The sequence below is a fragment of the Mesorhizobium sp. M0768 genome, assembly GCF_040320195.1.
Lineage (GTDB): Bacteria > Pseudomonadota > Alphaproteobacteria > Rhizobiales > Rhizobiaceae > Mesorhizobium.
The window spans coordinates 77,534-96,230 of sequence record NZ_JAMYPD010000021.1; the positions used below are offsets into that span (position 1 = coordinate 77,534).

Consider the following 18,697-nt stretch of genomic DNA (forward strand, 5'->3'; position numbering starts at 1 on the left):
ACACATCCTAGCGGAGCTGCCGGATCGCCTCGGCCGCCACCATCGCAACGGAAAGCGCGACGTTGATGCTGCGCGCGCCGGGCTGCATCGGGATGATCAGTCGCGCATCCGCCGCCTCGTGAACGGCGTCCGGCACGCCTGCGGATTCACGGCCGAACAAGAGAATGTCGTCGCCGGCAAAGGCGAAATCCGTGTAGGCGGCAGCTGCTTTGGTCGACAGCAGCACCAGCCGCCGCTTGGCAAGCTTGCGCCAGTCCTCGAAGGCGTGCCAGTCGACATGGCGGGTGAGCGCCGCCATTTCGAGGTAGTCCATGCCGGCGCGTTTCAGCGCCCGGTCACCGAGCGGGAAGCCCGCCGGTTCGATGATGTCGACGCCGAGACCGAGGCAAGCGGCGAAGCGCAGGATTGTCCCGGTGTTGCCGGCGATATCAGGCTGGTAGAGCGCGATACGGAGACGGTCGTTCATTTCCGCGTCTTTCTAATAAGTGGCAGATCAGCCACAGAGCTCTCGCGGTTTTGGAAATTCCTGGACTGGCGGGTGGTCATTTTCTGCGAAGTCGGTTATACGGCCAGCATTGTCAACCCGAACCGATGGAGGGGTAATTCATGATGGCCATGCACATCCACCACCCCTCTCGTGGGCTTACCAGCCCGACGGCGGTTTCGGTACGACGATTCTCCTGACCTTCTAGACTTCAATCGCACCGATTCCCGCCGAAACCTTTTCGGCCTTTGAAGGAATCCTGCGATGTTTTTCAAGCTGTGGAAGGGGCTGAACGCCCCACCTGAACACGCTTCGACCGATGCCACCTTTGCCGCGCCGCGCGTGCCCGCGGCCCGGGTTGGTTCACCCTTCTATCTGCATCTTCAACTGGAGGACGGACCGATGTTCGATCCCTGTAGAATACCCGGCTCAAGAAGCCTGCACGAGCGCAAGACTGCGACCTGGGCGCTTTTGATCGGCGAGACCTACTCGTCGGCGGTTCACGCCGAGACCCGCCGGCGTCCGCATCGCGGCATGCTGCCGGACGTCGATTTCTCGCGCGCCGTTCCGGACTATAGCCGGCCGTCGCTGGTGCGCCGGATCATCAGGCTGATCCGGCCTGGTGCAAAAACCAGCGCGAAAATCCGGATCGTCAAAACGTCGTCAGCATCGTCAAACGAGACTGTCGGCGAAAGGCCCGCGACAACCTATATAGCGCGAAGCAGGACCGGCGAGGCGGACGATTCCGTATCGCCGGTCCTTGACGCCATGCGGTCTGGACACCTCGTCCGTTCGCGTGCCGCGTGAGCGGAAACAGTATTGTGAGCATCTCTATGTTTAGCTGGTTTGAAAAAAGGCTCGATCCGTTCCCTGCCAAGGAGCCGGTCGAGCCGCCGCGGACACTGATCGCCTTCTGCGTGCATTATACGCGCGGCGCGTGGCCCTACATCGCTCTCGATGCGGTACTGGTGACGGCCATCGCCCTTGCCGAGGTGTGGATGTTCGGCTTCATGGGCCGGATCGTCGACTGGCTGTCCGGACAGAATCGCGAGACGTTCCTGCAGACCGAAGGCTTGAAGCTGGTCGGCATGGCCTTCATCGTGGTTTTCGCGCTGCCGGCGACGGTCTGGTTCCATTCGCTGCTCAACCAGCAGACGCTGATGGGTAATTATCCGATGCGTATCCGCTGGCAGGTGCATCGATACCTGCTCAAGCAGTCGATGAGCTTCTATCAGGACGAGTTTGCCGGGCGCATCGCGACCAAGCTGATGCAGACCGCGCTCGCGGTGCGCGAGTGCGTCATCAAGCTCATCGATGTGCTCAACTATATCGTCGTCTATTTTCTCGGCATGCTGTTCATTGTCGGCTCGGCAGACTGGCGGCTGGCTGCGCCGCTTGCCGTCTGGCTTGCCGGATATGTCCTGCTGTTGCGCTATTTCATCCCGCGGCTGGGCAAGGTCGGCGAGGAGCAGGCCAATGCGCGCTCAACCATGACCGGCCGTGTCGTCGACAGCTACTCCAACATCCAGACGGTCAAGCTGTTCTCGCATGCGCGGCGCGAGGCATCCTTCGCCAAAGACGGTATGGCCGGCTTTCTCGATACAGTCTACCGGTCGATGCGGCTGGTGACACAGCTCTACGGCCTGCTCTACGTCCTGAATTCGCTGCTGTTGTTTTCGGTCACCGCAATCTCGCTATGGCTGTGGCTCGGCCAAGCCGTGACGATCGGCGCCGTCGCCCTGGTCATCGGCCTCGTGCTTCGGCTCTGGGGCATGTCGCAATGGATCATGTGGGAGATGTCCACGCTGTTCGAGAATATCGGCACGGTGCAGGACGGCATCGCCTCGATCTCGCTGCCGCGCCTCGTCGAAGACCGGCCTGGCGCCAAGGATATTGCCGTGACCAAGGGGGAGATCCGTTTTGAGGACATCCGCTTCCATTATGGCAAGCAGAAGGGCGTGATCGAAAGCCTGTCGCTGACGGTGAAGCCGGGCGAGAAGGTCGGCATCGTTGGCCGTTCGGGTGCCGGCAAGTCGACGCTGGTCAATCTTCTGTTGCGCTTCTATGACCTCGAAAGCGGCAAGGTCCTGATCGACGGCCAGGACATTGCGGCGGTGACGCAGGACTCGCTGCGCGCCCAGATCGGCATGGTCACGCAGGATACCTCGCTGCTGCATCGCTCGGTGCGCGAGAATATCCTCTATGGCCGGCCGGACGCCAGTGACCAGATGCTGATCGAGGCGGCGCGGCGCGCCGAGGCGCTGGATTTCATCGCCGGATTGTCGGATTCTAACGGTCGAAAGGGTTTCGACGCGCATGTCGGTGATCGCGGCGTCAAATTGTCCGGCGGCCAGCGGCAACGCATCGCCATAGCCCGTGTCATGCTGAAGGACGCACCAATCCTTATCCTCGACGAAGCGACCTCCGCCCTCGATTCCGAGGCCGAGGCGGCCATCCAGGAGAACCTCTACAGACTGATGCAAGGCAAGACCGTCATCGCCATTGCGCACCGGCTGTCGACGATCGCCGCCATGGACCGGCTCGTCGTCATGGACAAGGGCCGCGTCATCGAGGAAGGTTCGCATGAGGAACTGGTTGCCAGCGGCGGGCTCTACGCCCAGCTCTGGCAGCACCAGTCGGGCGGCTTCCTGCTCGACGACGGCCCCTCCGCCAACGATGCAGCCGCCAACGATGCAATCGCCAAGGGTGAAGCCGCCGAATGATGACTGCCATCTACCGCTGGTTCGAGAACTGGGTCTATCCATTCCGCGAGCCTGCGGACCTTCGGCCACCTGCCGGCGTCAGGGGTTTCCTCTGGCATTATGTCGGGCAGGCGAAGATCGCCTTCTTCGCCATGCTGGTGATCGGCGGCATCGCGCCGCTGGTCGAAGCCGGACTGTTCTATTTCGTCGGGCGGCTGGTCGACATCCTCGACCAGCTTCCCGGTGAACGCAGCTGGCACGCTCTGTGGACTGCCGCCGGCCCGGAACTTGTCTTCATGATCGCGGTGGTGCTGGTCATCCGCACCATTGTCGTCGGCCTGTCGGCGCTGGTCGACGAGCAGACGATCACGCCGGGTTTCTATAATCTGGTGCGCTGGCAGGCGCATCGCCATGTCTCGCGCCAATCCTACGCCTTCTTCCAGAACGACTTTGCCGGGCGTATCGCGACCAAGGTCTGGCAGGCGGGACAGGCGACCGGCGATCTGATGGAAAGCTTCATCGAGGTGGTCTGGTTCATGGTCGTCTATACGGTGACGACGCTGGCGCTGGTCGCCGGGCTCGATCTCCGGCTGGCGGTGCTGGTGGTGATCTGGATTACCGCCTTCGGCTTTCTGGCCAGGCGCTATTTGCCGGCAATCCGCAAACATGCCGAAGCCACCGCCGAAGCCGGCTCGATGATCACCGGCCGCCTTGTCGATTCCTATTCGAACGTGCAGACGTTGAAACTGTTCTCGGCCGATGGCGACGACCGCTACATCAGGAACGGCTTCGACATCTATCTCGACGCGCTGCGCCCGTTCACCCGCAGGCTGACCGGCGTGCGCATGGCGCTGACGATGCTGTCGGGCATTATGATCACGGCGATCGCCTGCTTTGCCGTTTATCTCTGGGTCGAGGGTGCGATCACAGTCGGCGCCGTGGCTTTCACGCTGTCTTTGGTGCTGCGGCTGAACATGCTGCTCGGCCGGCTGATGATGCAGCTCAACGGCATCTTGCGGAACCTCGGCGTGCTGGAGAATTCCAAGGCGCTGATCTCACAGCCGCTCGGCCTGACCGATGCGCCGGACGCGAAAGAGCTTGTCGTCGGCGGCGGGCGTATCAACGTCAACAATGTCGAGTTCCACTACGGCAAGGGGTCCGGCGTGCTCAACGGCATCGACCTCGTCGTGCGGCCGGGCGAAAAGGTCGGCCTGGTCGGCCCGTCCGGCGCCGGCAAGACGACCTTGGTCAATCTGATCCTGCGCCTCTACGACCTCGAGAGCGGCAAGATCACCATTGACGGGCAGGACGTCTCCAGGGTCACGCAGAATTCGCTGCGCGCCAATATCGGCGTCGTCAGCCAGGATACGGCACTTTTCCACCGCTCGCTGCGCGACAACATCAAGCTCGGCATGCCGGAAGCGACCGACGCCGAGGTGGTCGCGGCAGCGAAGAAGGCCGAGGCGCACGAGTTCATCCTCGGTCTGCGCGACAATCGCGATCGTATCGGCTACGAGGCCTATGTCGGCGAGCGCGGCGTCAAGCTCTCCGGCGGCCAGCGCCAGCGCGTGGCGATCGCCCGCGTCTTCCTCAAGGATGCACCGATACTGGTGCTCGATGAGGCGACCTCGGCGCTCGATTCCGACATCGAGGCGGCGATCCAGGAAAATCTGGCAAGGCTGATGGAAGGCAAGACGGTCATCGCCATCGCGCATCGGCTGTCGACCATTGCGGCACTCGACCGGCTGGTGGTGCTCGACGAGGGCCGCATCGTCGAGCAAGGCACGCATGACGGGCTGGTCGGGCTCGACGGGCTCTATGCCAGGCTGTGGAAGCGGCAGTCCGGCGGTTTCCTGTTCAACGAGGAGAGCGCGCTGGCCGAGACCCGGCCGGCGGAGTAGTTTCTAAAGACCGGAGTAGACCATGATGGTGAGAATGCCATCGAATTTCGGACGGTCCGGCGCGCAGGAGAGCGCGTTGGACCTGCTTGGCCATGAAATCCTCGGCGAGAAGGCGGCCGCGCTCGGCCGCGCCGGCCGGCGCGTCGAGGAAACATTGACGAGGCTGCGCGAGAATTGCGACGATGTCGACCGCGCCCGGCTGCTCAGGGATGCAGCCGAAGCGGTGCACGGGTATTTCATCCAGCGCGAACTCTGCGGCCTGCGCAAGCACGACGCGGTGATCCGGGAATACAACATTCCCAAGGCCGTGCTGGCCAGGCTCGGCGCCAGCGCATGATCCGAACCGGAACTGGTTTGGGAAGCGTTATTCCAGCCACTCGGTGATGAAGCTGCCGTTCTCGTGTATGTCGGTGGTTTCCAGCGGGCCTGGCCCGAGATTGGTGAATTTGTGCGGCGTGTTCGGCGGTACGACCAGGATCTGGCCGGCGGTGGCCTCGATCTGCCGGTCGCCGATGGTGAACAGGCCGGTGCCGGTCCGGATGATAAAAATCTCGCAATAGGGATGGCTGTGCAGCCTGGGGCCGCCGCCGATGTCAGGCAGGTAGTTGAAGATCAGGCAGCTGCGGGAGCCGTAAGCTCCGCCTTGCAGCTCGCCCTGCCAGTGGTCGGGCCAGCGGTCGGGCGCTTCGGCCCATTTGCCGCGGTCTATGACATGCGCCATAGGCCGAGGATAAACCGGGCGAGCGCCAGATGTCGAGGCGAACGCAGCCATTTGGTTTTGCTGCTGTTTTCCAATCGTTCCGCCGTGCGAATTACGCCCCCGCGACAATCTGCCCTTGTGCCTTCACCCGTCTGGACAAAAACAGGCTTCACGCATAAACCCAAGTCCCAAATGCCGGAGGAATTCGCTAGCCTGTTCGCCATGCGCTGTCGGGCCGGCGCGATTGAGCGGGGAACAAGGCTCGGCCGCCGGCACGGAAGAGGCGAAAGGATCAGGCACCCGTGAGCGCAACCGACACCCAGGATCCCAACCGTCGTGATTTTCTCTACGTCGCCACCGGCATGGCCGCAGTGGTCGGCGCGGGCGCCGTTGCCTGGCCATTCATCGACCAGATGCGACCGGATGCCTCGACGCTGGCGCTCGCCTCGGTCGAGGTCGACGTCTCCTCGCTGACGCCGGGAATGTCGCTCGTCGTGAAGTGGCGCGGCAAGCCGGTTGTCGTGCGCAACCGCACCGAAAAAGAGATGAGGGACGCCGAGGCGGTCAATCTCGCCGAACTCAAGGATCCAATTGCCCGCAACGCCAACCTGCCGGCCGACGCGCCGGCAACCGACGCCAACCGGACCACGCCGGGCAAGGAAGCCTGGATGGTGATGGTCCAGGTCTGCACCCATCTTGGCTGCATCCCGCTCGGCCAGGAAGGCGATTTCGGCGGCTGGTTCTGCCCATGCCACGGTTCGCAATACGATACGGCCGGCCGCATCCGGAAGGGACCGGCGCCCGAGAACATGGCGGTGCCGGTGTTTCAATTCGTTTCCGACACCAAGATCCGTATCGGCTGAGGCAAGGGATATTTCGATGAGCGAGGGACACTCGACCTATACGCCCAAGACCGGCATCGGACGCTGGTTCGATTCGCGCATGCCGCTGCCGCGGCTGGTCTATGACAGCTTCATCGCCTATCCGGTGCCGCGCAACCTGAACTATGCCTGGACCTTCGGCGGCATCCTTGCGCTCATGCTGGCGGCGCAGATCCTGACCGGTATCGTGCTGGCCATGCACTATGCGGCCGACAGCACTCTCGCCTTCGATTCGGTCGAGAAGATCATGCGCGACGTGAATTCGGGCTGGCTGCTGCGCTACCTGCATTCGAACGGCGCGTCGTTCTTCTTCGTCGCCGTCTACATCCATATCTTCCGCGGGCTCTACTACGGCTCCTACAAGGCACCGCGCGAGTTGCTGTGGATACTCGGCTGCATCATCTACCTCTTGATGATGGCGACCGGGTTCATGGGCTACGTGCTGCCCTGGGGCCAGATGAGCTTCTGGGGCGCTACTGTCATCACCGGCTTCTTCACCGCCATCCCGTTGGTCGGCGACTGGATCCAGCAGCTTTTGCTCGGCGGCTTCGCGGTCGACAATCCGACGCTGAACCGCTTCTTTGCGCTGCATTACCTGCTGCCGTTCATGATCGCCGGCGTTGTCGTGCTGCACATCTGGGCGCTTCACGTCGTCGGCCAGAACAATCCGACCGGCATAGAGGTCAAATCGAAGACCGACACGCTCGCCTTCACGCCTTACGCGACCATAAAGGACGGGTTCGGCATGATCGTGTTCCTGTTCGTCTTCGCCTATTTCGTCTTTTATCTGCCGAACTATCTCGGTCATCCGGACAATTACACCGTTGCCAACCCCCTGAAGACGCCAGCCCATATTGTGCCGGAATGGTACTTCCTGCCGTTCTACGCGATCCTGCGCGCTATCACCTTCAATATCGGGCCCATCAACTCCAAGCTCGGCGGCGTGCTCTGCATGTTCGGCGCGATTGTCATGCTGTTCCTAGTGCCGTGGCTCGACACCTCGAAGGTGCGCTCGGCAGTCTACCGGCCCTGGTACAAGCTGTTCTTCTGGCTGTTCGTGGCCGACGCCATCCTGCTCGGCTGGCTGGGCTCGCAGCCGGCCGAGGGCAGCTATGTATTCATGGCGCAGATGGCGACGCTGTTCTACTTCGCCTTTTTCCTGGTAGCGCTGCCGGTGCTCGGGCTGATCGAAAAGCCGCGGCGGCTGCCGAACTCGATCACCGAGGCGGTGCTCGAGAAGAACAAGGGCGGCGGTGGACATCCTGCCGGCGCCACGACCGCGCCGGAAACCAAGGGCTGAGCATGATTCCGAAAAGTGGAAACCGGTACTCGGACAAGGTCATGCTCGAGACGGTGACGGCGCGTCAGAGAATCTCAAGGGGATTTGGCATGAAGAAGATTCTCTCCTCGCTGGCGCTGCTTGGCCTTTTGGCCGCGGGCATGGGTGCCGCAAGCACTGGAGCCAGCGCCCAGGAAGAGGCGCACAATGAGGCGGCGCCGACGCATTTCCCGATACACGAACCGGAGGAAATGGATTGGAGCTTCGCCGGGCCATTCGGCACCTACGACAAGGCCCAGCTGCAGCGCGGGCTGAAGGTCTACAAGGAAGTCTGCTCGGCCTGCCATTCGATGAATTTGGTGGCGTTCCGTACACTGGAGGGCCTTGGCTATTCGGATGCGCAGATCAAGACGCTGGCGGCCGAATATACGATCCATGACGGACCGAACGATGCCGGCGACATGTTCGATCGTCCCGGCAAGCCGTCCGACCATTTCCCGGCGCCGTTCCCCAATGTGGAGGCGGCGGCGGCGGCAAATGGCGGCGCAGCACCGCCCGACATGTCGCTGCTGGCAAAGGCGCGCGGGGTCGAACGCGGCTTCCCGCGCTTCGTCTTCGATATCTTTACCCAGTATGCCCAGGGCGGCCCCGACTACATCCACTCGCTGCTGACCGGCTACGATCAGCAGCCGCCGGCGGGCATGGTCATACCAGAAGGCACGTACTACAATCCGTACTTCCTGTCCGGCGTGTCGCTGAAGATGCCGAAGCCGCTCTCTGACGGCCAGGTAACCTATGATGACGGCGCGCCGCAGACGGTCGACCAGTATTCGCGTGACGTGTCCGCCTTCCTGATGTGGGCGGCCGAGCCACACCTCGAGGACCGCAAGAAGACCGGCTTTCGCGTACTGGTCTTCCTGCTGCTGTTCGGCGCACTGGTCTACCTGACCAAACGCAAGGTGTGGGCCGGCGTGGCGCACTGAGCCCTGCGATCTACGAGAATGCGAGGGCGTCGAAAGACGCCCTTCTCATTGCAGGCATGTCGATTCATCGCTGCCGGCGCAGAGTGGCCCCTTTGCCGGACAATTTTCCGTCAGGCGTCACATGGCGGTAGCCGGACTTAGCTGCACCGGGTTACGATTGGCCCATTCCCTTCACGTCTTCAGCCGAATCTGAAAGGCCCGGAGAGCCGCTTGATGAAATCCTCGCTCGAAGAGACGCTGCTTGCCGCGATCCGCACCATTCCGGATTATCCCAAGCCGGGCATCCTGTTTCGCGACATCACCACGCTGCTCGGCAATGCGCGGGCCTTCCGCCGCGCCATCGACGAACTGGTGCATCCCTATGCCGGCCTCAAGATCGACAAGATCGCCGGCATCGAGGCGCGCGGCTTCATCCTCGGCGGCGCCATCGCCCACCAGCTCTCGGCCGGCTTCGTGCCGATCCGCAAGAAGGGCAAGTTGCCTTCCGAGACGGTGCGCGTCGCCTACAGCCTGGAATACGGGCTGGACGAGATGGAGATGCACAAAGACGGTGTTTCTCCAGGCGAGAAGGTAATCCTCGTCGACGATTTGATCGCCACCGGCGGCACGGCCGAGGCGGCCGTCAAGCTATTGCGGCAGATCGGCGCCGACATCCTCGCCGCCTGCTTCGTCATCGACCTGCCGGACCTTGGCGGCCGCGAGAGGTTAGAGGCGCTCGGCGTACCGGTGAGGACGCTGATCGGGTTTGAGGGGCATTGAGCGTTTCTTCCTTTTCCCCTTCTTGTGGAGTAGGGAAGAACTCCGCTCACTCCACCTTCACCAGCACGGCACTTTCGAATTCGATGACCTTGTCGCCGGTCGAATCGAAGGCCTCCGAGCGGAGCGTCAGCAGCCGCCAGCCCGGTCGCGAGGCGATGGGGCGATGGGCCAGCGCGGTGCGGGTGAAAGTCACGGTTTCCCCGGCATAGACAGGTTTGGGCCATTTGAGGTTCTTGAAGCCGGGCGAGGGACCGAATTCCGGCACCGGCCCGGGACCGGGCCAGCGGGCGACCTCTGCCTCTATGCCAGCCTGGAGGTTCAATTTCATCCAGGTGGCGGCGGTGTGCCAGCCCGAGGCGCAGAGCCCGCCGAATATGCTGTTCCTCGCCGCCTCTTCGTCGATATGGAATATCTGCGGGTCGTATTTGCGGGCGAACGCCTTGACCGCCTCCGGTTCGAATCGATGTGAACCGAGCGTGACGGTGATACCGATGCAGAAGAATTCGTCGAGGCTCACGCACTGCCCTCGCGGGCGAGGAACATGACGGTGTTTTCGAGCTCGAAAACACCTTCGCCGCGCTGGTTGAACAACTCGCTGCGCATGGTCACCAGGCCAAGGCGGGGTTTCGATCTGGACAGTCGCTTGGCAAGGACGGTGGTGCTGCCGGTCAACAGGTCGCCGGCCAGGACCGGCCGTTTCCATTTGACCTGGTCGACGCCCGGCGCGCCTTGGGAGGTTGAGTCGAGCAGGAAGGCATCGCACAGCATGCGCATGAACATGGCGCAGGTGTGCCAGCCTGAAGCCGCCAGCCCGCCGAGGATGCTGGCCTTGCCCGCGGCCTCGTCGAGATGCATCGGCTGGGCATCGAACTCGTTGGCGAATTCTATGATTTCGGCGGCGCTTACCAACTTGGTGCCCAGGTCGAGCGAAGCGCCCTCGACAAAATCCTCATAAGCCCAGGTCTTTGCGGTCATGGTTTGGAAATCCTGTTCAGGATTGTACGATCGCTACGGGTCCGGGTCCCGGATGCAGGCAGGGCGGCATTTGGTCAAGCAATTTCTATTGCGCCAGCCCGCTGCGCCCAAGCCGCAGCGCGGTATTGACGACCCTATAGCCAGCCGCGGCGGCGGAAATACCAGAAGGGCAGGATTGCCGAAAGCACCATCATGCCGATGGCGAAGGGATAGCCAAAGTGCCATTTGAGCTCAGGGATGATGTCGAAATTCATGCCGTAGATCGAAGCGACAAGCGTCGGCGGCAGGAAGATGACAGCGGCGACGGAGAAGATCTTGATGATGGCGTTCTGCTCGATCGAGATCATGCCGAGCGTCGCGTCGAGCAGGAAGCTGATCTTCTGCGACAGGAACGTGGCGTGGTCGGCGAGCGACAGCACGTCGCGCGACAAGGTCTTGATGCGAGCGCGGGTATCCTTGCTCATCCTGCTTTGCGTGGAGGCATGGGCGAGAAAGCCGGCAAGGCGCTGCAGCGAGATTAGGCTGTCGCGGATCGAGGAGGCGAGGTCCTCCTTGCGGCCAATGCCTTTCAACAGCTCCTGGAAGTCGCGGTTGCGCTTGGAAACCTTGGTCGAGCGTGCCTCGAAGATGTCGCGCGAGATCGCCTCGACGTCGCGGCCGGCGCGCTCCAGAATGTCGGCGAGGCGGTCGACGATCGCCTCCAGCAGTCCGATCAGGATGGTGTCGCCGCTGGTGCAGCCGGTCGCCACCTTCTCGGCGCGCAGCGGAAAGGTCTTGAACGCCTTCGGCTCGTGGTAACGCACGGTGATCAGCCTGCTTCCGGCGAGCACGAAGGTGACCGGCGACATCAAGGGATCGTTCACCTCGGTCTGCGCAGGCAGAATGGCGGTCATGAAGTAGGCGCCGTCCTCGACGTAGAGACGGCTCGAGATCTCGATCTCCTCCATCTCTTCCCGCGTCGGAACGGCGATGCCGAGCCAGGTCTCGATTGTCGTCTCTTCTTCCTTTGTCGGGTTGAAGAGGTCGACCCAGACGACAGTGTCGCTGTTTTGCACGAGATCGTCGACCAGGCGCAGGCGATCATTGTCGACGACGAAGGCCTTGATCATCGCCGGGGTCTCCCTTGCTGTTGCCAAAGAGCGTTCGTTTGGAGGGGGCGCGTCAGTCACATCGCACGGACACGGGCAGGCGAGGCGCGAGGCCGGTGCAGAGGCCCCTTAGACCCCGCACGATGGCCCGTCAAGCAGCGCAAGAGCCACTGCGACGCCCTGCTTTGAAGTTTGTCATCGAGCGACGGCAATGGTGACCATTGGGCTCCCTCGCCGGCTCAGGTGTTGAACTTGAACAGCATGATGTCGCCGTCCTGGACGACATACTCCTTGCCTTCGTCGCGCGCCTTGCCGGCCTCCTTGGCCGCGACTTCGCCGCCCAGCCTGACGAAGTCCTCATAGGCGATGGTCTGGGCGCGGATGAAGCCGCGCTCGAAATCGGTGTGGATGACGCCTGCCGCCTGCGGCGCCTTGGCGCCCTTGTGCACGGTCCAGGCGCGTGTCTCCTTGGGGCCAACGGTAAAGTAGGTGATGAGCTGGAGCAGCTCGTAGCCGGCGCGGATGACCTTGTTCAGGCCGGGTTCGTCCAGACCGAGCGTTGCCAGGAATTCCATTTCCTCTTCGTCCGAGAGCTGGGCGACCTCGGCCTCGATCGCCGCGGAAATCACAACGGCGCGGGCACCTTGCGCGGCGGCCATCTTCTCGACCGCCCTGGTATGCGCGTTGCCGGTGGCGGCATCGGCTTCCGCGACGTTGCAGACGTAAAGCACCGGGTGTGAGGTCAAGAGATTCAGCCCCTGCAGGATGCGTAGATCCTCAGCCGAGATGCCGTTGAGCAGGATGCGGGCGGGCTTGCCGGCCTGCAGCAGTTCAAGCGCCGCTTCCATCATCGGAAGTGCGGTCGCTGCTTCCTTGTCCTTGCCGGCGGCACGCTTGCGGATCTGCACGATGCGGCGCTCAAGGCTGTCGAGGTCGGCAAGCATCAATTCGGTTTCGACGGTCTCGGCATCAGCGACAGGATCGATGCGGCCCTCGACATGGGTGACGTCGTCATCCTCGAAGCAGCGCAGCACATGGACGATGGCGTCGACCTCACGGATGTTGGCGAGGAATTGGTTGCCAAGCCCTTCGCCTTTGGAGGCGCCACGCACCAGGCCGGCAATGTCGACGAACGAGATGCGGGTCGGGATAATCTCCTTCGACTTGCCGATCGCGGCGATCTTCTGCAGGCGCGGGTCGGGCACCGCCACCTCGCCGGTATTCGGTTCGATGGTGCAGAACGGATAATTGGCGGCCTGCGCCGCCGCCGTCCTGGTCAACGCATTGAAGAGCGTCGACTTGCCGACATTGGGCAGGCCAACGATGCCGCATTTGAAACCCATTTTTGTCTGGTCCTATCGGGAAATCGAAATTTAATCAGGGCTATGGGCGAAAGCCCCGATGATCGTCAAGGCGCAATTCAATTCAGACGCTGCGCGATGTCATCGGTGCCTATCGCCAACGAATGAACGCCGGACCTGTTCAGTATTTGCAGAAGATGCCAGAACGCGTCGACCTCAGCGGTTCCGAAATCGATGGTCAGTTGCCCGTCGAGCAATTGCGCACTGTGAATGACGTTTCCGACGGTCTCCGATGTTTCACGCTCGCCATCGATATCGAACCAGCCGCGAAACCATTCGTCGAAGAGATCGCCGTCGAGCTCATTTATAGGGAATTTAAAATGAATCTCATCCCACCTGAAAGGTGAGATGAGGACATCCATTCCACCCATCCCGGCGTGAATATCCGGAGAGAATTTCACATAGGAATCGCTGTTGATGAATTGCGGATTTGGCTGTCCGTCATTACTGACGAAATCAACCGCGATGAAATTTCGATAGAAGGAATCGACGTTCGAAAACTTGATTTCGGTCGCATGCGATCCTTGGCAGTTGCGTGCAAGTTCGCCGGCAGCGGTGACGAAATAATCAACATACTTCTGTCTGATGAGACGGACCAATTCCTGAATGTCATCCAGATCCATGGCTCAGTCCTTGCCGCCAAAAAGCTTCTTCAGCATGGCCGCCATCGGGCCGGTTTCGGGCAGCTTGGCCGCCGGCTGCTGCGGCCGCGCCTGGCGGACGTGGCTTTGCGCCTTTGGCGCCTTGGGCGGCGGGCGATCGTCGTCGTCCGTCGGCGTGAGCTTGTCGCGCAGCGCCAGCGTCACACGGTTCATGAACGAATTGTCGTCGCCCTTGGCAAGCAATCCGGCACCATCGGCGATTGCGTCGAGCAGCACGTCCAGCCATTCGCGATCGGCCTTGGCGAAATCGCCGAGCACATGGCCATGCACCATTTCCTTGACGCCGGGGTGGCCGACGCCGATGCGCACACGGCGAAAATCCTTGCCGACGTGCTGGTCGAGCGAGCGGATGCCGTTGTGGCCGCCGGAACCGCCACCGACCTTGACCCGCACCTTGCCGGCGGCAAGGTCGATCTCGTCATAGAAGACGGTCAGTGCCGAAGGGCCGAGCTTGTAGAAGCGCAGGGCTTCGCCGACCGCCTGGCCGGACAGGTTCATGAAGGTCTGCGGCTTGATCAGGATCACCTTTTCGCCGGCAAGCGTGCCTTCGGCAATCAGACCTTGGAATTTCTTCGACCAGGGCGAAAAGGAATGGCGGCGGGCGATCGCGTCCGCCGCCATGAAGCCGACATTGTGCCGGTTGTTGGCGTATTTCGCGCCCGGATTGCCGAGGCCTGCAAAGACAAGCATCGTCGCCTCCGGGCGGGAAGGGGTTACTTCTCTTCGGCGGCAGGAGCCGCTTCGGGCGCAGCCGCTTCAGTCGTCTCTTCCGCGGCCTCCGGCTTCATCGCCGAGGAGCCGGCAATGGTCGCGATGGTGAAGTCGCGGTCGGAGATCACCGGCTTGACGCCGGCCGGCAAGGTGACGGCCGAAATGTGGATCGAATCGCCGATATCGGTACCGGTGAGATCGACGGTGATGAAATCCGGGATCGCATTGGCAGGGCAGTGGAACTCGACCTCGTGGCGCACGATGTTGAGCACGCCGCCGCGTTTGATGCCGGGCGACTTGTCTTCATTGATGAAGTGCACGGGCACATCGACGTTGACTTCGGTATCCTTGCCGATGCGCAGGAAATCGACATGGACAGGGAAATCCTTGACCGGGTCGAGCTGAAAATCCTTGGGCAGAACCTGGATCTTGTTGCCGTCGACATCGATCGTGGCGACCGTGGTCAGAAACCCGCCGCCATGGATCTTGTAGTAGATGTCCTTGTAGGTCAGCGCAATCGCCAGGGGAGGCTGCTTGTCGCCGTAAATCACTGCAGGCACTTTACCGTTGCGGCGAACTGCACGGGCGGACCCCTTACCGACCTGTTCGCGCGCTTCGGCCTTGAGCTCGTAAGTATCGTGGCTCATGGCATTTCCTTTCGCGTTGTTCTGGAGCGTTCGCGGCCGGCAACGTGCCGGGGCCGTAAACGTCGAAAGCCGACATAGCTAACGCATGACCTGGTCCGAAAACCGGAATCCACTTTTCGGGATCATGCGGGAAGGCGGCCTTCCGCCGCGTTGCCTCCAAGGGTGTCTACGCGGGTGGCGGCTCTATAGCGGAAGGCGGCGCGAGGTGCAAGCGGGCGGCCCATCAGGCCGGAAGTAGCAATGCCGAAAGCGATGCTGCAACGTACAGCCCAACCCCGAAAGACAGATGGGCCATAAGGCTGCGCAGGCGCGCAGTGCGCGGGTTGGGAACTTTCGAAGCCGCGATGCCGATCCCAAAAGCCGGTTGCATCACGAAGAACGGGCGACGATGGTGCAGACGCCGACCAACAGGGCCGGAAGCACTGTCGGGTGCCGTGCCCAGTCGAGGCCCCACACTCCAATCAGCGCTGCGGCAAATACGATGCCGGTCGCGTAATGCGCACTCCATCCAATGGCGGTATCCAATGGCGGTTTCGCCGCGAACGCGGGCAGCTTGTGCGATATTCGCATGTGCAAAACGTCCATGTGGAAAGTGCCCGATCCAGCGGCCGACCCAGGCGTAATCAAGCGGTGGAATCGCGAACATTCGCTTCAGAAACCATCCCCAGAGGTCCATCAGGGCTGTCGCGCCGATTCCAACGACGGCCGCACGAACAACGAACTCCAACATTTTGGCATCTCTTGTTTCACCCGTTGTCGCCTATTGTCGTGGAGTCCAGTGCGTTCTTTCGCCCGACGCCTTGGCAATCCTCAGGGCACGAGGCTGGGCCCCGCGCCGGTTCGAAGGCGGCTTCCCCGACTGGGTGGCTGCAGGCCTGGGGGTAGAGGCCGTGAATTACGAAAGCGGTTAACGGCCGCCAAAATCGGTGTCGCCGCCCAAGCCCGAACACAAATGGAAAGGGGAACCGCGGCGGGTGGAAAGGGGAACCGCGGCGGGGCAATGCCCACGGCGGGTGGACGCCGCGCGCCGGCAGCATGGAAGGGAGCCGATGAACACCTATTCGGAAACAAGCGGTGGAAGCGGCGTTGCGGAAAGAGGAGGTTTCCAGCGAGTGGCGAGAACGGTGCGATAAAGAGTTTCGCTCTACCTTCTATGGCTTCCGCTCGACCAGCATGTAGCCGATCCCACGAACTGTCTGAATGCTGGCCGATGCATCCGGCCCGAGCTTCGCACGCAGATAGCGAATGTATACCTCCACGATCTTCGTCCCGGGTTCGAAGCTGTATGACCAGACATTGTTGAGGATGCGCTCGCGGCTAACCACTTTCCCCGCGTTGAGCATGAGAAAATGCAGAAGGTCGAATTCACGTCGGGTAAGGCTGATTTCCCGGTCGCCGTCCGCAAAACGACGAGCGCTCGTGTCGAGATTGAGGCGGCTCACTCGAAGCAATTGTCGATCCACTGCACCCTGACGGCGTCGGCGCAGCGCGTCAATCCTGGCCACCAGTTCATCAAACGCAAACGGTTTCGTCAGGTAATCGTCGGCACCGCCCTTGAGCCCATCTACGCGATCCTGAATTGTCTCCTTCGCGGTCAGCATCAGGATGAGAACCGGCCACTGCTCCAATCGCACGATCCGGCACAGCTCAAGGCCGTCCAGGTAGGGAAGCAGACGGTCCAGGATCACGAGATCGAATGGATCCGTACGAATAATGGCTAGTCCCTCGCGACCGTCCTCCGCGACACTCACGTGGAAGCCTTCGGCCTCCAACCCCCGGCGGAGAAAGTCGGAGACACGCCGGTCGTCTTCAACGATCAGGATTCGAATCATGGGTGCGATGTACCAGCGGCAGTCTGATTCTGAGGAGGGTTCCCGAAGGCTCAATTCCTTCAAGGCCGATTGTGCCATTGTGCCCGTCTATAATCTCCTTGGCGATCGCGAGGCCAACACCAAGGCCGTCGGCTGCGGACCTCCCGCCGACACGCCCGCGATAATATCGGTCAAACACGAACGGGAGATCGTTGGCATCGATCCCTGAACCGTTGTCGCGGATGGCGATCTCAAGCATTCCATGACGCTCAGCCATCTCGACTGCTATTGTCTGATACGGCTTTGAGTACTTTATGGCGTTGTCGAAGCCGATCAGCAGCGCTTGCTTTAGGCGCTGGGCGTCACCCCGAATGAGGCAATGGTCTGGGTTGAGCGACAGGTCAACGGATATCTGCTTGGGACCTGCGAGTACGGAAGCCTCCTGAACGGCCGCCTTCACAACCTCACCGGTATCGATGTTGCGCAAGGAGAACCTGAAATTTTCAGCTTCGGAGCGGGCGAATGCCAGAAGGTCCCCCAGGTTGCGAGCCATATCTTCAGCGCAATTGCGGATTCGGCTCAGAGCTTCGCGGTAAGATCGAACACGCGGTTGGCCGCGGAGGGCAACGTCGGCCTCTCCGCGGAGAATCGTCAACGGCGTGCGGAGTTCGTGGCTTGCCTCCGCAAAAAATTGTGTGCGTCGGCTATCGATCGCTCTCAGTTGCTCATTGGCTTTCCGCAGTTCACGGGTGCGCAACTGAACCTCCGCCTCCAAGCGGTCCTGTACCGAAATCAGAGCAGCACGTTCGATCTCGAGAGCCTCGGCCATGCTGTTGAAACTTCGCGAGAGGGAAGCGAACTCGTCGCGTCCGGTCGCGGAAACGCGATGGTCGAGCTTGCCTGCAGCGATGGCTTTGGCGCTTTCGTTCAGTTCACGCACAGGTGTGGCGATTGATCGTCGCAGGACCAGGCCGAACCCCAGACTGCCCAGCATGAGCAACGCAGCGAAGCCGCCGGTCAGCAGCAGCAGCCGCCATTGTGCGCCACGGACGCCGGCGAGTTCCTCTCCAACCTCCCTGCGCTCATCGTGCAAAGCGGCTTCAATCATTTCTTCAAGATCGTTCTCTAATCGGTGCTCCACATCGTTGCGGAAGGCGTCTACGATGCCCTTTGGATCCCCCTTTGTTCGCTGGCTGAACAGTCGCTGGGCGGCCCGATCGATCGCCTCAAACAGCGCCTTGACGCGACCGACGAATCTGAGTTCGGCCTCCTCCTGGCGTCTATCGCTCCAATATCCGAGAGCACCGAGTTCCTCGCGAGTGGCGCCCTCCAGCTTGTAGAATCCGGATTTCACTGCTTCTCGTGCCGCTTCGAAATCCGGCATTTGCTCGGGCCCAAGCAGCAAGACTTCAGCGAGTTGCTCGGTGTAATTGTTGGCTTGCCCATTGAGTTCGGCGAGCGCCTCGAACCGCCCGTGGACGCTGTCGATTCGGCGGACGAATTCCTCTGTCAGCTGGAGTGTTGCGAATGCCAGTCCTGAAATCAGTCCGACAAGGGCGAGAATGACGATTTGAAATAGGAAGATGCGGCCTCGAACGGTCATGCGGTAATCCTGCCGGCGATCGGATAATGCCTCTCACCAAATTCTAACCGGAGCCCTCGCAAGCGTCTAATCGGAACCTCCTAAGTTCGAGCGGAGGGTGTGCGACGCCCTCATCGCCACGTTGGCGGCGAACTAGACGAGGTTTCGGTT

20 protein-coding genes are annotated in these 18,697 nt (G+C 61.6%); 8 read left to right on the forward strand and 12 right to left on the reverse strand.

Going from position 1 to position 18,697, the window contains the following annotated elements; translation table 11 throughout:
• Positions 1–7 precede the first annotated feature (7 nt).
• Positions 8–466: a tRNA (cytidine(34)-2'-O)-methyltransferase gene (locus NKI08_RS23710; RefSeq protein WP_352450521.1), complete on the reverse strand. Its 459-nt coding sequence runs from the start codon at positions 464–466 to the stop codon at positions 8–10.
• 282 nt (positions 467–748) lie between these two features.
• On the opposite strand from NKI08_RS23710, the gene NKI08_RS23715 reads away from it, so the two are divergent.
• Genes NKI08_RS23715 through NKI08_RS23730 form a run of 4 tightly spaced genes read left to right on the forward strand, consistent with a single transcriptional unit; the run spans position 749 to position 5,424 of the window.
• Complete coding sequence (locus tag NKI08_RS23715) at positions 749–1,291, forward strand: hypothetical protein (protein WP_352772555.1); 543 nt, start codon at positions 749–751, stop codon at positions 1,289–1,291.
• Positions 1,292–1,317: 26 nt separating this feature from the next.
• Positions 1,318–3,207 carry an ABC transporter ATP-binding protein gene (locus NKI08_RS23720; protein ID WP_352772556.1) on the forward strand — a complete coding sequence of 630 codons (1,890 nt, stop codon included), beginning with the start codon at positions 1,318–1,320 and terminating at the stop codon, positions 3,205–3,207.
• The gene (locus NKI08_RS23725) at positions 3,204–5,087 is read left to right on the forward strand and encodes an ABC transporter ATP-binding protein (RefSeq protein WP_352772559.1); all 1,884 of its coding nucleotides are present in this window, start codon (positions 3,204–3,206) and stop codon (positions 5,085–5,087) included. The genes NKI08_RS23720 and NKI08_RS23725 overlap by 4 nt, the downstream gene beginning before the upstream one ends.
• A gap of 22 nt (positions 5,088–5,109) precedes the next feature.
• The gene (locus tag NKI08_RS23730; protein ID WP_352683924.1) at positions 5,110–5,424 is read left to right on the forward strand and encodes a DUF6665 family protein; all 315 of its coding nucleotides are present in this window, start codon (positions 5,110–5,112) and stop codon (positions 5,422–5,424) included.
• Positions 5,425–5,451: 27 nt separating this feature from the next.
• Here NKI08_RS23730 and NKI08_RS23735 read toward each other — a convergent pair whose 3' ends face one another.
• Positions 5,452–5,808 carry a cupin domain-containing protein gene (locus NKI08_RS23735; RefSeq protein WP_352469828.1) on the reverse strand — a complete coding sequence of 119 codons (357 nt, stop codon included), beginning with the start codon at positions 5,806–5,808 and terminating at the stop codon, positions 5,452–5,454.
• Positions 5,809–6,089: 281 nt separating this feature from the next.
• Between NKI08_RS23735 and petA the strand changes: the two genes are divergently transcribed.
• The 4 genes from petA to NKI08_RS23755 all read left to right on the forward strand — a co-directional run bounded on the left by petA (position 6,090) and on the right by NKI08_RS23755 (position 9,689).
• A complete protein-coding gene (petA, locus tag NKI08_RS23740; protein WP_352469731.1) occupies positions 6,090–6,650 on the forward strand; it encodes a ubiquinol-cytochrome c reductase iron-sulfur subunit in 561 nt (186 codons plus the stop codon).
• Positions 6,651–6,666: 16 nt separating this feature from the next.
• Positions 6,667–7,968 carry a cytochrome b gene (locus NKI08_RS23745; RefSeq protein WP_352541008.1) on the forward strand — a complete coding sequence of 434 codons (1,302 nt, stop codon included), beginning with the start codon at positions 6,667–6,669 and terminating at the stop codon, positions 7,966–7,968.
• 89 nt (positions 7,969–8,057) lie between these two features.
• Positions 8,058–8,930 (forward strand): cytochrome c1, encoded by an 873-nt coding sequence (locus NKI08_RS23750; protein ID WP_352772563.1) that lies wholly within the window; start codon positions 8,058–8,060, stop codon positions 8,928–8,930.
• Positions 8,931–9,143: 213 nt separating this feature from the next.
• The gene (locus tag NKI08_RS23755; RefSeq protein WP_352469734.1) at positions 9,144–9,689 is read left to right on the forward strand and encodes an adenine phosphoribosyltransferase; all 546 of its coding nucleotides are present in this window, start codon (positions 9,144–9,146) and stop codon (positions 9,687–9,689) included.
• 46 nt (positions 9,690–9,735) lie between these two features.
• Here NKI08_RS23755 and NKI08_RS23760 read toward each other — a convergent pair whose 3' ends face one another.
• The 10 genes from NKI08_RS23760 to NKI08_RS23805 all read right to left on the reverse strand — a co-directional run bounded on the left by NKI08_RS23760 (position 9,736) and on the right by NKI08_RS23805 (position 18,547).
• Positions 9,736–10,206, reverse strand: a complete 471-nt coding sequence (locus NKI08_RS23760; RefSeq protein ID WP_352772566.1) for a MaoC family dehydratase — start codon at positions 10,204–10,206, stop codon at positions 9,736–9,738.
• The gene (locus tag NKI08_RS23765; protein ID WP_352772569.1) at positions 10,203–10,664 is read right to left on the reverse strand and encodes a MaoC family dehydratase; all 462 of its coding nucleotides are present in this window, start codon (positions 10,662–10,664) and stop codon (positions 10,203–10,205) included. The genes NKI08_RS23760 and NKI08_RS23765 overlap by 4 nt, the downstream gene beginning before the upstream one ends.
• Before the next feature lie 134 nt (positions 10,665–10,798).
• Positions 10,799–11,773 carry a magnesium/cobalt transporter CorA gene (corA, locus tag NKI08_RS23770; RefSeq protein WP_352469737.1) on the reverse strand — a complete coding sequence of 325 codons (975 nt, stop codon included), beginning with the start codon at positions 11,771–11,773 and terminating at the stop codon, positions 10,799–10,801.
• 218 nt (positions 11,774–11,991) lie between these two features.
• Positions 11,992–13,095 (reverse strand): redox-regulated ATPase YchF, encoded by a 1,104-nt coding sequence (ychF, locus tag NKI08_RS23775; RefSeq protein WP_352772573.1) that lies wholly within the window; start codon positions 13,093–13,095, stop codon positions 11,992–11,994.
• Positions 13,096–13,172: 77 nt separating this feature from the next.
• Positions 13,173–13,736, reverse strand: a complete 564-nt coding sequence (locus tag NKI08_RS23780; RefSeq protein WP_352772575.1) for a hypothetical protein — start codon at positions 13,734–13,736, stop codon at positions 13,173–13,175.
• Between the two features lie 3 nt (positions 13,737–13,739).
• On the reverse strand, positions 13,740–14,465 hold the full coding sequence (pth, locus tag NKI08_RS23785; protein WP_352541012.1) for an aminoacyl-tRNA hydrolase: 726 nt from the start codon (positions 14,463–14,465) through the stop codon (positions 13,740–13,742).
• Between the two features lie 23 nt (positions 14,466–14,488).
• Positions 14,489–15,133: a 50S ribosomal protein L25/general stress protein Ctc gene (locus tag NKI08_RS23790; protein ID WP_352469743.1), complete on the reverse strand. Its 645-nt coding sequence runs from the start codon at positions 15,131–15,133 to the stop codon at positions 14,489–14,491.
• Positions 15,134–15,356: 223 nt separating this feature from the next.
• Positions 15,357–15,863, reverse strand: a complete 507-nt coding sequence (locus NKI08_RS23795; protein WP_352541013.1) for a DUF2938 family protein — start codon at positions 15,861–15,863, stop codon at positions 15,357–15,359.
• A 421-nt stretch (positions 15,864–16,284) separates the two neighbouring features.
• Positions 16,285–16,965, reverse strand: coding sequence for a response regulator transcription factor (locus tag NKI08_RS23800; RefSeq protein ID WP_352450507.1), 681 nt, complete (start codon positions 16,963–16,965; stop codon positions 16,285–16,287).
• Complete coding sequence (locus tag NKI08_RS23805; protein ID WP_352469745.1) at positions 16,943–18,547, reverse strand: sensor histidine kinase; 1,605 nt, start codon at positions 18,545–18,547, stop codon at positions 16,943–16,945. The genes NKI08_RS23800 and NKI08_RS23805 overlap by 23 nt, the downstream gene beginning before the upstream one ends.
• Positions 18,548–18,697: the final 150 nt, after the last annotated feature.